Genomic DNA, 13,563 nt, shown 5'->3' with positions numbered 1-13,563 from the left:
CCCCCCCCCCAAAGGCCCCGCCCCCCCCCCCCCCGCGCTTTCCCCCCCATCCGTGCCCCCCGCCCCACCCGACGGCCCCCGCGCGTCGCGGCCTTGACCTACCCGGCCCTCGCGGCACGTACCCCTGCCGGCCACGGGCCGTACCGCCAAGGGCGCCGGCGCGGCCCGTGGCCGGCCGCCCCGGAAGTGGCAGTGCCGCCCCCGGAAGTGGCAGTGCACCACTCGCGGCGGTTGACTGGCTTGGAGGGCAGCCCCCCGCCTTCCGCCCCCTGGAGGTCCCCATGACCACCCACGCCACGGCCTTCGACCCCACCCGTACGGCCCACCTCAACGGACGGTTCGCCCCCGTCACCGAGGAGGTGGACGTCGTCGACCTCGACGTCGTCGGGGAGCTGCCCGAGGATCTCGACGGCCTCTACCTGCGCAACGGCCCCAACCCCCGCTTCACCCCGATCGGGTCCTACCTGTACCCCATCGACGGCGACGGGATGCTGCACGGCGTGTGGCTCTCGGGGGGTCGCGCCCGCTACGGCAACCGCTTCGTACGCACCCCCGCGATCCTCGCGGAGGAGAAGGTGGGCCACGCCCTGTGGGGCGGGCTGGAATCCATGATCACGCCCGGTCCGGACGTCGTCGGCCCCGACCTCGCCCACACCTTCAAGAACCTCCCCGACATCAATGTCGTCCGGCACGCGGGGCGCCTCCTCGCCCTGGCCGAGTCCGACTGCCCCTTCCGCATGGGCCCCGACCTGCAGACGCTCGGCAAGGAGACGTTCGACGGGCGACTCCCGGCCGGCATCACCGCCCACCCCAAGATCGACCCGGCCACGGGGGAAATGGTCGTCTTCTGCTACGCGCTCGAACCCCCCTACCTGACCTGGTCCGTCATCAACCCGGACGGGACCGTGGGGCGCGGCCCGACCCCGATCGACGGGGTGGACGAGCCGCTGATGATCCACGACATGGCCCTCACCTCCCGCCATCTCGTCCTCATCCTGGCGCCCGCGTTCTTCGACATCGCGGGCGCCATGCGGGGCGGCTCGTTCCTGGCCTGGCGTCCCGAACAGGGCACCCGCATCGCACTCGTCCCGCGCGACGGGGGCCCGGTGCGCTGGGCGAGCGACGAGGCGTTCTGGGTCTGGCACACCGTGAACGCCTACGAGGATCCGACCGACGACGGCATCGTCCTCGACTACGTCCAGTGGCCCGCGCTCTCCCTCGGCCAGGACCCCGTGCAGGGCGCCACCGCGCACCGCGGTCTGACCCGGGCCGTCATCGACCCCGTGGCGGGAACCGTACGACGCACACAGCTCGACGACGCCTCCGTCGAGTTCCCCCGCGTCGACGACCGCCTGCTCACCCGACCCCACCGCACGATCGCCGTCGCGTCCGTCAGCGGACGCACCGACCGACTGCTTCCCGGGGAGTACGACGCCCTGCGGTGGTACACCGCCGACGGCACGGGCCTCGGCGCACGGAACTGGGACGCGGGAGACCTCTCGGTCGGCGAGCCCGTCTACGCGCCGACGCCCGGCAGCAGCGACGACGGACACGGTTACTGGCTGACCTTCGCCACCGACCGCACCGACGACACCAGCCTGCTTCTCGTCATCCCCGCGCACGACCCCGCGCAGGGCCCCTGCGCGCGGATCCGCATCCCGGTCCGCGTGCCGCTGGGCCTCCACGGGGCCTGGTTGCCCACCGAGGAATAATGATGCCTGGGTGCACGGCGCCACGATCCTGTACGTGGGCAAGGCCTCGGCGGGCAAGGACGGCCGGCGCGGGCTCCGCAAGAGGCTCGACGAGTACCGGCGCGACGGCGCGGGCTTCCCGGTGGGCCATTGGGGCGGCCGCTACATCTGGCAACTGCGCGACTCGGCCGACCTGCTCGTCGCGTGGCGGTCCACACCTGACGAGAGTCCGGGCATCGCCGAGGCCTCCCTGATCGCCGAGTTCATCGCGGTCCACGCGGCCCGCCCCTTCGCCAACCGCAACGAGGGGTCCGCCGCGTAGCGTTCCCGTCGGACCGGCCGTGTCGGACCGGCCGTGGCCTTCGGAGGCCGGGGGCACTGCCCCGGCGTCTCGTCCGCGATTCCCCGACGCCCCACCAGAAACCCTGCGGTTCCGCCTCGGAGGCCTCGCCGGTCACCGACCGCCCCTCACCGCGCGCCGAGTTGCCAACCCACCCTGATTGTCGTCTAGGATGGTGATCACCTTGAAGGGGATCGGCCACGGACCGAACCTCCTCATGCGTGCGGATGTAGTTCAGTAGTAGAACGTCCCCCTTCCAGGGGGAAAACGCAGTGTGCGATCCCTGCCATCCGCTCCACTTCACCCCCGCCACTCAGTGGCCGGCGCCCGGTCGGACGATGTCCTTGACGCAATGCGCGAATCTGATCATGGGACATCTCGCCAGGGGACATCGGTAGCTCCGCATCCGTACCGGATCACACCCGCCCCACTCTCCCGTTCGGCCACGCCAGGGCACCCCTCGCCCTCCGCGCCCCCGGCGCGCGCGGCAACGCAACGCGCCCCCGCCCCTGGCGGAAGGTGGCGACCAGTGGCGGATTGACCAACGCGCGTGACCACCCGGACGCCTGACGGTTGAAACGCGTATGAAGTCCGAACCGGCCGCGTTCTCGCGGGCACCCCTCGACGGCGAACTCTGGCGCGACGCGTTGACCCACCAGGACACCTGTGCGTGCCGGCACCAAACCCAACCCGCGGTACCGACGCCTCCCTCCCCGGCCACGGGCCGGTCCCCCATCGACAACAGTGCGACGGGGCTGGTGCGTCACGGCATGCTCGCCCTCTCCACGCTCACGGTCATCGCCGCCATCGTCACCGTCACCACCAACTGAGGGGGCGGGCCGGGCCGGTGGCGATGGTCGAGGCCGGCCCGATCGGCGCCACGGGGACCGGTGCCAAAGCGGCCGGTGCCACGACGGCCGGTGCCACGACAGCCGGTGATACGGCGGCCGGCGCTACAGGGAACCGAAGTCGGGGATGGTGAGCGAGCCGTCCTCGGCCAACGGGAAGCCCGGATTGTGGGCGATCTCCCACGGATGCCCGTCGGGATCGGTGAAGTATCCCGCGTAACCCCCGTAGAACGTCGCCGCGGCCGGTTTGGTGACAGTGGCGCCCGCCTCTCGCGCCGCCGAGATCAGCGCGTCCACCTCCTGCGGGGAACGCACGTTGTGGGCCAGGGTGATACCGCCGAATCCGGTTCCCGGGCCGTCGGCGAGGCCGCTGTCACGCGCGAGTTCCTCGCGACCCCAGAGCACGAATCCGAGGCCGCCGGCCTGGAAGAAGACGGTCTCCTCGACCTCTTGACCCCGCCACCCCAGGCTCTCGTAGAACGCCCGGGCGCGACCGAGGTCCGTGACGCCCAAGGTGATGAGACTGACACGCTGTTCCATGAACGGAAGCTAGCACGGCCCCGAGGCGACACCGGGGAGGGAACACGAGCCCGTGCGACGGGATCCACGCGGGACAACGGGCCGCCGGCGCACCCCGGAAGGTCAGATTCCGCGGCGACGAGGCGTGTCCCCCGCCCTCGCAGAATCGTTCTTCCGTCATGATCACCACGTCCGACCCGGCGACCTCCGCCCCCGGCGCCCCGCCGTCCCGTTCCTGGCGCCCTCACCCGCCCACGCGAGGCCGCGGCAACGCCCCTCGGACCCGAGCGTGAACGGCCCGCCCGCCTGCCAGGGCTGCTCGCACCCCTTGTACACGGTCTGCACGCGGGAGTCCGGCGAGGGAACGACGGCGGCGCAGTGGGAAGTCGACCACGCCTATCCCGGCCGGTGCACCTACACCCCCATGTTCCCGCTGACCGGATCCGCCGCCGACGTCCACGACCTGCCCTACGCGGAACACGTCCTGCGCCGGCGCGACTGACGTTCCCGGGTGCGCGCGGCGACCGCCCGGGACCCGGCGACGCACCCGCCCGCGCACCCTCCACCTCCCTCACACCACGCACCACACGACGCGCCTCACGCCTCACGCCTCGGCGAGCCTGCGTTCCAGTTCCTCGCCCGACACGTCCTCCAGGTGGGTCAGGAACACCCACAAGTGCCTCTCGGCCTCCGCGTCGCTCTCCTGCCGGGCCCGGGCCCACTCCACGGCTCCGGCGCTGTCGGTGACCTGACCGGAGGTGGCCGTCCGAAGGAGCGCCACGTCCTCTTCCCGCCCGTGGGCCGCGACCAGCGCCGCGGCCAACCAGCGCTCCTCGAACCGTTCCGCTCCCGGCCCGCTCTCGCACTCGCACTCGCACTCGCACTCCAGCAGGAAGCGCAGCAACGGCAGGTCCTCCGCGCGGGGGTCGTGCCGCGCCGCGTACAACACGCCCGCGCGCAGCACCGGATCGGCGGCCACCCGCTCCCGCGCGGGGGCCGCCTGGCCCCGTGTGGGGGACGTACCGGAACGCAGCCGCCGCAGCGTCTCCCGCCCCGGTCCGAGGACGATGTCGCGCAGTGACCGTTGGGATGCGTCCCTCTTTCAGCGCTCCTTCGCACGTCGCCGGTCCGCACGGCGGCCTCCGCGAGGCTCCCTGGGCCCGTCGTACCGCGATGGATCGAGTCCGCCGGTCGAGTATCACACCCACCACCCCACCCCCACATACCGGCCTCCTTTTACCGGCCCTCCCGGCATGGGGCCACTCGCCGCAGACCCCGCTCCCGGGCCCGGGACCACCCGGTCGGCATCGAGGGCCCGTGATCGTCTCGGGCTCCGTGCAGGTGGCTGAAACACCTTCATTCCACGCCCACTTGGCGCGTGCGGTTGTTTGGCGAACGCCTAACCGAGTAGGGGTACAGACGTGCGTCCGCCGTTCCCCGTCGTGCTCTAGTTGCCCCTGGTCCGTACACCGTGTCACCCCGTACGGATCGTCCCCCGACGCCGCCGCAGCGCCACGCGGCGTCCCCCTCGACCCCGGGAGCACCATGTCCCCGATCCTCTTCGTCTATGCCAAGGGCGGCCCTCCGCTGGAGTACGCGATACCGAGAATCGCGGCTCACGCCGACGTCCATGTCCTGGCGCTCGCACCACTGCCTCGAACCACCGAGTCCGTATGGCTGCCCGCATGCGCGTCCATCACCTCGGTGCAGCCCCGCGAGGGGGTGGAACTGGTCGATCTGATCTGTTCCCACGCGCGCCGCGTCGGCGCCGCAGCGGTGCTGACGCTGTCGGAGTACGCGGTGGTGGCCGTGGCCCATGCCAGTGAGCGGCTCGGGCTGCGCGGCGCCGGCGAACGGGTCGCGGGGGCCCGGGACAAGCGCCTGATGCGCCGGATCTGGCGTGATGCCGGGGTGCCCGTACCGGGGTTCACGGAGGTCCACACGCCGGAGGACATCGCGACCGCCTTCGAGGAACTGACGCCGCCGCTGCTGCTGAAGGCCGCCTGGAGCGCGGGCTCCACGGCCCACCTCACCGTGTGGAACGAGGAGCAGGCCGAGGAGGCGTGGAAGACCGGCCGTTCCGTCATGGAGGCCTCGTCCGCCCAGGGATACGCGGAACTGCACGCCGCGGACGAGGGCGTCAGCGATTTCCTGCTGGAGGAGATCGTGATCGGTGAGGCCTCCGACTGGTTCGACGAGGCCGGTTGGGGCGACTACGCGAGCGTGGAGGGGATCGTCGCCGGCGGCCGGTACCACCCGCTGTGCATCACCGGCCGGATGCCCACCATCGCGCCCTTCACCGAGCGCGCGAGCCTGGCTCCGGCGGCTCTCCCGGAAGCCCTTCAGCGCCGGATCGAGGAGGTGTCCCGCGCCGCCGTCGACGCGCTCGGGCTCGACACCTGTGCCACCCACACCGAGATCAAACTCGGTGCGGACGGTGCCATGTGGCTGATCGAGACGGCGGCCCGGTTCGGTGGGGTGATGACCACACGGCAGGTGGAGACCGTCTTCGGCCTCGACATGATCGGCATGCTGGTCCGCGAGTTGCTCGGCCGGGACGTCGACTACCCGCGGCGGATGCTGACGGAGGGCGAAGGGGCGGCCGGGTCGCTCGTCGTCCTCGCCGTGGATCCCGAGGGCCGGCCCTGGAGCGAGCTCCCGACCTGGGACTTCGAGGCGGTCGACTGGCCCGCCCTGCTCGCGCCCGGTTCCCGCGTCGAGTTGGTGCGTGAGCACAGCCTCCCGCCGGGCAGCCGGGTGCCGGTGTACGAGGAGGCGGGGGGCGCCAACTCCATGGCGGCGCTGTGCTTCCTCACCGCCGAGTCCGGGCCGGAACTGCTGGCCGACTGCGGCCGGATCCTCGCGGCGCTGCCGCACGCCCTCGGCGCCCCGTCCGCCGACCGCCCGACGCCCGGGAGCACCGCATGACGAACGCCGGCACCACCACACCCGTACCGTCCCCCCGGGGCGCCGCAGTGGACACCCTGCTCACCCTGCCCCTGTTCGAGCAGTTGGCCGGGGTGCTGGGCGGGCACCCGTACGTGAAGGTCGTCGTCGACCGGGAGCAGGGCCTCTGGCACGTCTTGGACAGCGCCGTGCACTCCTTCCACGTCAACTACATAGCCACCGAGGTCGTGGGACTGACCCTGGAAGAACTCGACGCCCGGCTCGACCGGTTCAACCACGACGTGTACCAGGATCCCGAGCGACGGTTCCTGCTCGGCGTGCTGTCCCTGCACTCCCGGGGAGGCCCGGAGCAGGACGAGCCGTTCATGGTCCTGGAGACCACCGAGGCCGACACGATGGGAGCGGACCTGCTGATCGAGTTCCACGCCTTCGTGCGGGCCCACCTGGATCCCGCGCTGGAACTGCTGGTCAAGCCGGCCAACCACGGGCAGGAGAACGCCCTCGCGGCGGTGCCCGAGACCGTGGTGCCCCGTGCCCGGGGTCACGCGTTGTTCGCGACCGCGCCGTTCGTGCCGTTGACGCTCGCCTCGGCGACCGGCCGGCTGCGCGCCTTCGCCTCCGGCGAGGAGTACCGGGCCGCGCGCGCGGACCTGACCTGGTACGACATCGTTGCCATGCCGGTCGTCCCCGACGACATCCCGCGCCTCGCGGGGCTGCTCAACGCCCTGCCCACCACCCCGCTGTCGCACACCAACATGCTGGCGGCCGGCTGGGGCATCCCCAACGCCATCGTCCGCGGCATCCTCGACACGATCGCCGACGAGAAGCTGGACGGCGCCTGGGTCCGCTACGAGGTCACCGCCGAGAACTTCGTCGTCGAACGCGCCGAGGAGCCGGCGGACCTCGCGGAACCGACCTGGCACACGCAGCGGGTCCGGCTCGACGCCCCGCACGTGACGGACGTACCGCTCGTGCCGCTGTCCGCGTTGCGTGCCCGCGACCGGAACCGGTACGGCACGAAGGCGGCCAACCTGGGCGAGCTGCACCACGTACTGCGTCACGGCTCCGGCCGACTGACCGGCTACTACTCCGTGCCGCGCCCGCCCCGAGCCGATCTGCTCGGTCACCTCGCTGCCCGGCTGCGGATGCCCGTCGACGGCGATCTCGCCCAGTACGCCGGGGAGTTCCTGGCCCGGCACGTCCAGGCACCGGCGGGGATCGCCGTGCCGTTCTCCGTCCAACAACGCTTCCTGGACTCCTCGCCCGCCGTGCAGCAGAGCATCGGCAAGCTGAAGATGGCCCTGGAGCTGAACGCCATGGACGCCGTGGACACGGTCTGCGTCCAATTGCAGCACCTGGTGCGCACCCTCCCCGTGCCCGAGGACCTGGTGCGCGCCCTGGACGCCCGGTTGGTCGAGCACCTGGCGGGCACGAGTCGCTTCGCCGTGCGGTCCTCGTCGAACGCCGAGGACCTGCCGGGCTTCTCCGCCGCCGGCATCTACGAGTCCCACACCAAGGTCACCGATCTGCCGGGGCTGTTGGACGCGATCCGTCAGGTGTGGGCCTCGCTGCTGTCCCCGCGCAGCGTGCGGCTGCGCCATCAGGCCGGCATCTCGCTGGACGACACCTACATGGGGGTGATCGTCCAGCGCTACGAGCCGTCCCCGCTCGGAGGCGTCATGGTGACCTGCAATCCGACCAACCGGGCCGACTTCCGGAACGTCTACCTCAACTGTGCGCACGGTTCCACGGCCGACGTGGTCGACGGCCGGACGATGCCCCTGCAGTACCTGTACAACACCGTCGAGGGCGGCGGTCGCACGCTCTCGCTCGGGGCGGCCGAGCAGGACCTGGACCTGGAGACGCAGGCCCATCTGGGCCGGTTGGCGCTCGCGGGCCGCCTGCTCCAGTCCCATTTCGCCGCGGACTACACCTTCGCCGGACCGCTCGACGTCGAATGGCTGCTCGGGCCGGGAGGCGCGCTCCACATCCTCCAACTCAGGCCCTACAGCGCCTGAATCCGCCCGCACTCCCCCGCGTTCCGCCCCTTCCGAAGGTCACTCCCATGCCCCTCTCCCTGCGTGCGCGCGTGAAACGCCGCGTCCGCCCGCCCGCCGCGGTGCTCCGTGTGATCCGCCTGAACAACGGCTTCCAGCTCCTGTTCAACCTGCTGTGGTGGATGCCGGTCTTCTACCAGTACCAGAAGCAGGCGGGTCTCTCGGACAGCCAGATCTTCGGCATCCAGAGCGTCTACTACGTGGCGTTCTGCCTGCTGGAGATACCCACCGGCTTCATCGCCGACCGCATCGGACAGCGCCGTTGCATGCAGCTCGGGGCGGCGGTGATGACGGCGGCGAACCTGGTCCCGGTCGCCTGGCCCTCCTTCGTGGGCTTCATGGCGCACTTCCTGGCCATCGCCGCCGCCCGCTCGCTGGTCTCCGGGGCGTCCAGCGCGTACCTGTACGAGTACCTGCACGAGCACGGTGCGGGAGAGCACTACGTCCAGGCCGAGGGGACCGCCCGGGCGCTCGGCCTGTGGGCGAAGATCGCCTGCTGGCCACTGGTCGGCGTCCTGATGCACGTCTGGCACGAGGCCCCGTACGTGCTGACCGCGCTCTCCACGCTCGGCTCGCTGGCCTGCGCCGCGGCGCTCCCCGCCATCGCGGAACGACACGGTGGAACGCGGCCGCCGGCGGAACGCGTCGGGCTCCTCGACTCGGCCCGCCAGGCCCTGAAGGTGCTCGGGACCTCGCGGTCGCTCGGACCGCTGATGGTGCAGGGCGTGGCCATCTTCACGCTCGCGCGCATCTGCCAGGTCAACCTCTTCCAACCGCTGCTGCTGGAGAAGGACCTCCCCGTCGCCGATCACGGTGCGGTGCTGTCGGCGATGACGGTCGCGGAGGCCGTCGGATCGGCCCGGACCGGCTGGTTGCGCGGCAGGCTCTCCGACACCTCGGTGGTGACCGTGCTGAGCGTGGTCATGGCGCTCACTCTCGCGGCCACCACCCTGTCGGGGGCGCTGGGCACGATCGTGTGGCTGTGCGTGTTCGCCGCCGCGGCGGGCCTGGCGTACCCGGTGCAACGCAACCTGATCAACGCGGCCATCCCGCCGACCCCGTACCGGGCGACCCTGCTGTCGGTGGAGTCCATCATCGACCGCGGCGTGTGCGCGCTGGTGGCGCTGGCCGTCGGCGCCTACCTGGCGGCGGACCGCCTGGACGCGCTCCTCGTGCACGCGGCGGTGGGCACCTGCCTGCTGCTGCTCGTCGTGGGCGTCGTCCTGCGGCGGCTGCGTCGTGACGGGGTGCGGCAGGCCGTCGGTCAGCCCTGACAGGGCGGGACGGTGGCGCGCGGGGGCCACACCCCCGTGTCGAGGATGCCGAGGGTGTAGGCGCGGGCCACCAGGGCGGGGCGTGATTCCGCGTCGAGTGCTCCGCGCAGTCGGCGCAGGTGGTAGTCCAGCGCCTGGCGGGAGAGTCCCAGGTCGGTGGCGATGGCTCCGTTGGACCGGCCGGCCGCCATCAGGGCGAGGACCCGCAGTTGCACGGGGCTCACCCGGGCGGGCGCGTCGAACCCGACGCTCAGCGAGGTCAGTACGGCAGAGACCCGGTCGGGAGCACCCTGGCGTCTGACCACCGCGAGATCGGCCCGCAGGACCTTGCTCTCGCCCGAGGCCGTGGCGCAGACCACGGAACACGTGCGCCGGGACGCCTTTCCGGCGACCAGGTCCACCCACGCGCGCCGCACCGTCCGGGCGTCACCGCGCAGGTGTCCGAGGGCGCGGGTGCCCTCCAGGGAGGCGCGGTCGCCCCCGAGCAGTTCCGCGACTCCCCCGCTGACCCGCTGTATCCGGCCGCGCAGGTCCAGGGTCACGATGGCCAGCCCCGAGCGCTCCCACAGGGCGTGGAGTTCCTCGGCGGCGACGGCCTTGTCCTCCAGCGCCCTTGCCTGGTCGGTGACGTCGGTGTAGATCCCGCCCACGCGCAGGCCCCGGCCGTGGTCCAGGACGAATCGGTGCCCGGTGACCTGGCGGGGTGTCCCGTCGGGGTGCCGGAAGACGAGGGTGTGGCGGACCGGCCGGCGGGACGACAGCACCTCGCGGTCCAGGGCCCGGAACATGGCGGCGTCGTCGGGGGCGTCGATCTCCTCCACGGTCCGGCCGACCACGGCGTGCGACTCCATGCGGTAGAGGTGGGCGTAGGCGGCGTTCACCCACAGGTACCGGCCTTGTCCGTCGCGGATGAAGGCGGGCGCGGGGGCGTACGCGGCGAGGGCCTCGAACCATCGCGCGGCTTCGGGAACGTCCCGGTCGCCTCCCGCGCCCCGCGCGAACTCGCCTCCTCGTGCCGGCTCCCCGCCCCCGCCGGCCGCCGGCCGTACCTGCCCGTGCTCGTTCTTCGCGTACATGCCTGTTTCTGTCTCTCGGGTCTCCGCTCGCGACTCGCCCTCCCCGGGACGGGGTCGCTCCCGTCGGGCGTGCGTGCGCACGGTGTGTCGCGCGTCGATGACGCTCCGGACGGGAGGTCAACTTAACCGGTTTTGAGCGAAGTTGCGGGCACGGCAATCGGAATGTCCTGTTCCCGCCCTTGCTGAACACCCCCACGCCGACAGGGGACTTGGTCCAGACCTATTGACCGTCGGTCGGGGCCTCCCTACCGTCTGGTCCACCACCCCACGCACCTCCCCGGGTTCCCCACAGTCCAGGAGGCACCTCACCATGCTCTCTCGCGGTACACGCCTGTTGTTGGCCGGCCTGGCCACCGCCCTCGCCTTACCGAGCCTGATCGCGGCCACCCCGGCCTCCACCCCGGCCTCCACCTCGGACCCGGCCCCGCCGGCCGACACCTGCGCCGTCAAGTCGAGGCCCGCGGGAAAGGTCCTACAGGGCTACTGGGAGAACTGGGACGGGGCCGCCAACGGCGTGCACCCGCCGCTCGGTTGGATCCCGATCACCGACAGCCGCATCCGGAGTCACGGCTACAACGTGATCAACGCCGCGTTCCCGGTCATCCGCTCGGACGGCACCGTCCTGTGGGAGGACGGGATGGACTCCACGGTGAAGGTGGCCACGCCGACCGAGATGTGCCAGGCCAAGGCCTCCGGCCAGACCATCCTGATGTCCATCGGCGGCGCGGCGGCGGGCATCGACCTCAGCTCCGCCGCAGTCGCCGACCGGTTCGTCGCGACGGTCGTGCCGATCCTGCAGAAGTACAACTTCGACGGCATCGACATCGACATCGAGACCGGCCTCGTCGGCAGCGGAAGCATCACCACGCTGTCGGCCTCGCAGGCCAACCTCATCCGCATCATCGACGGCGTGCTCGCCCGAATGCCCTCGAACTTCGGCCTCACGATGGCACCCGAGACGGCCTACGTCACCGGCGGCAGCGTGGCGTACGGCTCGATCTGGGGCGCCTATCTCCCCATCGTGAAGAAGTACGCGGACAACGGCCGCCTGTGGTGGCTGAACATGCAGTACTACAACGGCAGCATGTACGGCTGCTCGGGCGATTCCTACTCCGCGGGCACCGTGCAGGGCTTCACGGCGCAGACCGACTGCCTGAACAAGGGTCTCGTCATCCAGGGCACCACCATCAAGGTCCCGTACGACAAGCAGGTCCCCGGACTCCCGGCCCAGCCGGGCGCGGGCGGCGGTCACATGACCCCGACCCTGGTGGCGCAGGCCTGGAACAAGTACGGGAACGGCCTGAAGGGCCTGATGACCTGGTCCGTGAACTGGGACGGCGCCAGGAACTGGACCTTCGGAAACAACGTCAAGGCGATCCAGGGCCGCTGACCGACGACCGGCCCCACCCGGCCACCCGGGCCCCGCCCGGGGACGACGCTCGACCGAGGCGCCGCACGCGCCCCGGTCGGGCGTCGCCCTCTTTGCGGGGGCAACACCGCGACCGTCGACGCCGCGGTGGAGCGGCACGGGAACCTCGCGACTGCGCAGCGTGATCATCGGATTGCCTGCCGAATGGTCACCCCTGCCGCCGCCCCGGGCCTCGAAGCCGCCCACCTGCGGGTTTACGTTCGCCAATGCTTGCCTTTGTCAACTTTTTAGCTCAATACATCCCTCCCGGTTTGCGTGGAGCAACCAACCACTTTTACGGTTGCCTGAAGCAACGATGCAGGAGGTGCGATGGCAGAGCGGGCGCAGTACGAGGAATTGGCTCGCGAGCTCAGTGCCATCGGCGCCGTCAAGAGGGACCTGGGGCGGATCCTGCCCCAGGACTGCCCGGCCGGATCCGCCGCCGTGCTGCACCTTCTCGGCCGGCACGGGGACATGCGCATGAGCAGGCTCGCCGAGCTGCTCTCCGTGGACATGTCCGTCACCAGCCGACACGTCGCACACGTCGCGGACCGGGGCTGGATCGAACGGCGCCCCGACCCGGCCGACAAGCGCTCACGCATCCTGCACCTCACCGCCGCCGGAGGGGAACAGCTCGACGAGCTCTCCCGACGCTCCTCTCAGTTGCTCGCCGATCGGTTGAGCGACTGGTCCGACGAGGAGGTGGGCCGGCTCGTCCGGCTCATGTCCCGGCTGCGCGAGAGCTTCGGTGACTGCCGCTCCGGCGGCGTGCACCGCACACGACCGAACTGATCACCCGTACACCGCACGTAGAACGTTAGGAAGCCCATGGCAACGACCACACCAGCCGGTGTGCGGGGCTCTCACGCCAAGCACGGAGGCGGCCACGACGGCGCACCGATGACGCACCGGCAGATCATGGAGGCGCTCTCCGGGCTGTTGCTCGGCATGTTCGTCGCGATCCTGTCGTCGACGATCGTCTCCAACGCCCTGCCCGAGATCATCGGCGACCTGGGCGGCGGCCAGTCCGCCTACACCTGGGTCGTCACCGCCGCACTGCTCTCCATGACGGCCGCCACCCCCCTGTGGGGCAAGCTCTCCGACCTGTACAGCAAGAAGGCGCTCGTCCAGATAGCCCTGGTCATCTACGTACTGGGATCGGCCGCCGCCGGCCTGTCCCAGAACGCGGGGATGCTCATCGCCTGCCGCGTGGTCCAGGGCATCGGCGTCGGCGGCCTGTCCGCCCTCGCGCAGATCGTGATGGCCGCGATGATCTCCCCGCGCGAGCGCGGCCGCTACAGCGGCTACCTCGGCGCGACCTTCGCCGTCGCCACCGTCGGCGGACCGCTCCTCGGCGGCGTCATCACCGACACCGACTGGCTCGGCTGGCGCTGGTGCTTCTACGTCGGCGTGCCCTTCGCGATCATCGCGCTGATCGTGCTC

The 13,563-nt window shown here is 71.3% G+C and carries 13 protein-coding genes and 1 tRNA gene; 11 read left to right on the top strand and 3 right to left on the bottom strand.

All coding sequences use genetic code 11. The features are described from left to right. Positions 1 to 281: 281 nt before the first annotated feature. The 4 genes from ADK55_RS03470 to ADK55_RS03455 all read left to right on the top strand — a co-directional run bounded on the left by ADK55_RS03470 (position 282) and on the right by ADK55_RS03455 (position 2,861). Positions 282 to 1,712 carry a carotenoid oxygenase family protein gene (locus ADK55_RS03470; protein ID WP_053675895.1) on the top strand — a complete coding sequence of 477 codons (1,431 nt, stop codon included), beginning with the start codon at positions 282 to 284 and terminating at the stop codon, positions 1,710 to 1,712. A 10-nt stretch (positions 1,713 to 1,722) separates the two neighbouring features. Continuing rightward, positions 1,723 to 2,013, top strand: a complete 291-nt coding sequence (locus ADK55_RS03465; RefSeq protein WP_053675893.1) for a hypothetical protein — start codon at positions 1,723 to 1,725, stop codon at positions 2,011 to 2,013. Between the two features lie 241 nt (positions 2,014 to 2,254). Next, a tRNA-Gly gene (locus ADK55_RS03460) sits at positions 2,255 to 2,329 on the top strand. Positions 2,330 to 2,615: 286 nt separating this feature from the next. After that, on the top strand, positions 2,616 to 2,861 hold the full coding sequence (locus ADK55_RS03455; protein ID WP_053675891.1) for a hypothetical protein: 246 nt from the start codon (positions 2,616 to 2,618) through the stop codon (positions 2,859 to 2,861). Between the two features lie 123 nt (positions 2,862 to 2,984). Here the strand turns inward: ADK55_RS03455 and ADK55_RS03450 are convergent, their stop codons facing one another. Beyond that, the gene (locus tag ADK55_RS03450; RefSeq protein WP_053675889.1) at positions 2,985 to 3,419 is read right to left on the bottom strand and encodes a VOC family protein; all 435 of its coding nucleotides are present in this window, start codon (positions 3,417 to 3,419) and stop codon (positions 2,985 to 2,987) included. A 268-nt stretch (positions 3,420 to 3,687) separates the two neighbouring features. Here ADK55_RS03450 and ADK55_RS03445 point away from each other — a divergent pair, with 268 nt between their 5' ends. Continuing rightward, the gene (locus ADK55_RS03445; RefSeq protein WP_053675888.1) at positions 3,688 to 3,900 is read left to right on the top strand and encodes a hypothetical protein; all 213 of its coding nucleotides are present in this window, start codon (positions 3,688 to 3,690) and stop codon (positions 3,898 to 3,900) included. A gap of 102 nt (positions 3,901 to 4,002) precedes the next feature. On the opposite strand, the gene ADK55_RS39495 is transcribed toward ADK55_RS03445, so the two are convergent. After that, positions 4,003 to 4,377 (bottom strand): hypothetical protein, encoded by a 375-nt coding sequence (locus ADK55_RS39495; RefSeq protein WP_053675886.1) that lies wholly within the window; start codon positions 4,375 to 4,377, stop codon positions 4,003 to 4,005. A gap of 566 nt (positions 4,378 to 4,943) precedes the next feature. Here ADK55_RS39495 and ADK55_RS03435 point away from each other — a divergent pair. The 3 genes from ADK55_RS03435 to ADK55_RS03425 are packed head-to-tail and all read left to right on the top strand — an operon-like array spanning position 4,944 to position 9,636. Next, positions 4,944 to 6,326, top strand: coding sequence for an ATP-grasp domain-containing protein (locus ADK55_RS03435; protein WP_053675884.1), 1,383 nt, complete (start codon positions 4,944 to 4,946; stop codon positions 6,324 to 6,326). Next, positions 6,323 to 8,323, top strand: a complete 2,001-nt coding sequence (locus tag ADK55_RS03430) for a PEP/pyruvate-binding domain-containing protein (protein ID WP_234349880.1) — start codon at positions 6,323 to 6,325, stop codon at positions 8,321 to 8,323. Before ADK55_RS03435 ends, ADK55_RS03430 begins: the two co-directional genes overlap by 4 nt. A gap of 47 nt (positions 8,324 to 8,370) precedes the next feature. After that, positions 8,371 to 9,636, top strand: a complete 1,266-nt coding sequence (locus ADK55_RS03425) for an MFS transporter (RefSeq protein ID WP_107089093.1) — start codon at positions 8,371 to 8,373, stop codon at positions 9,634 to 9,636. Here ADK55_RS03425 and ADK55_RS03420 read toward each other — a convergent pair. Next, positions 9,627 to 10,712: a helix-turn-helix transcriptional regulator gene (locus ADK55_RS03420; protein WP_053675880.1), complete on the bottom strand. Its 1,086-nt coding sequence runs from the start codon at positions 10,710 to 10,712 to the stop codon at positions 9,627 to 9,629. The two genes, ADK55_RS03425 and ADK55_RS03420, sit on opposite strands and share 10 nt — an antisense overlap. Before the next feature lie 310 nt (positions 10,713 to 11,022). On the opposite strand from ADK55_RS03420, the gene ADK55_RS03415 reads away from it, so the two are divergent. The 3 genes from ADK55_RS03415 to ADK55_RS03405 form a co-directional block, all read left to right on the top strand. Beyond that, positions 11,023 to 12,102 (top strand): chitinase, encoded by a 1,080-nt coding sequence (locus tag ADK55_RS03415; protein ID WP_053675878.1) that lies wholly within the window; start codon positions 11,023 to 11,025, stop codon positions 12,100 to 12,102. Between the two features lie 348 nt (positions 12,103 to 12,450). Beyond that, the gene (locus ADK55_RS03410; protein ID WP_053675876.1) at positions 12,451 to 12,912 is read left to right on the top strand and encodes a MarR family winged helix-turn-helix transcriptional regulator; all 462 of its coding nucleotides are present in this window, start codon (positions 12,451 to 12,453) and stop codon (positions 12,910 to 12,912) included. 36 nt (positions 12,913 to 12,948) lie between these two features. After that, on the top strand, positions 12,949 to 13,563 hold a 615-nt coding region (locus tag ADK55_RS03405; protein ID WP_159041269.1), incomplete at its 3' end, for an MFS transporter.

Origin of the sequence: Streptomyces sp. WM4235 (genome assembly GCF_001279725.1) — a bacterium.
GTDB lineage: Bacteria > Actinomycetota > Actinomycetes > Streptomycetales > Streptomycetaceae > Streptomyces.
Note: the sequence above shows the minus strand (reverse complement) of the source record. Positions and strands in the feature narration are given on the sequence as shown.

Bases quoted from the DNA above. Each gene is read 5' to 3' on its own strand.
- ADK55_RS03470 (WP_053675895.1), top strand. From the start codon at position 282: ATGACCACCCACGCCACGGCCTTCGACCCCACCCGTACGGCCCACCTC.
- ADK55_RS03455 (WP_053675891.1), top strand. From the start codon at position 2,616: ATGAAGTCCGAACCGGCCGCGTTCTCGCGGGCACCCCTCGACGGCGAA.
- ADK55_RS03450 (WP_053675889.1), bottom strand. From the start codon at position 3,419: ATGGAACAGCGTGTCAGTCTCATCACCTTGGGCGTCACGGACCTCGGT.
- ADK55_RS03435 (WP_053675884.1), top strand. From the start codon at position 4,944: ATGTCCCCGATCCTCTTCGTCTATGCCAAGGGCGGCCCTCCGCTGGAG.
- ADK55_RS03430 (WP_234349880.1), top strand. From the start codon at position 6,323: ATGACGAACGCCGGCACCACCACACCCGTACCGTCCCCCCGGGGCGCC.
- ADK55_RS03425 (WP_107089093.1), top strand. From the start codon at position 8,371: ATGCCCCTCTCCCTGCGTGCGCGCGTGAAACGCCGCGTCCGCCCGCCC.
- ADK55_RS03420 (WP_053675880.1), bottom strand. From the start codon at position 10,712: ATGTACGCGAAGAACGAGCACGGGCAGGTACGGCCGGCGGCCGGCGGG.
- ADK55_RS03415 (WP_053675878.1), top strand. From the start codon at position 11,023: ATGCTCTCTCGCGGTACACGCCTGTTGTTGGCCGGCCTGGCCACCGCC.
- ADK55_RS03410 (WP_053675876.1), top strand. From the start codon at position 12,451: ATGGCAGAGCGGGCGCAGTACGAGGAATTGGCTCGCGAGCTCAGTGCC.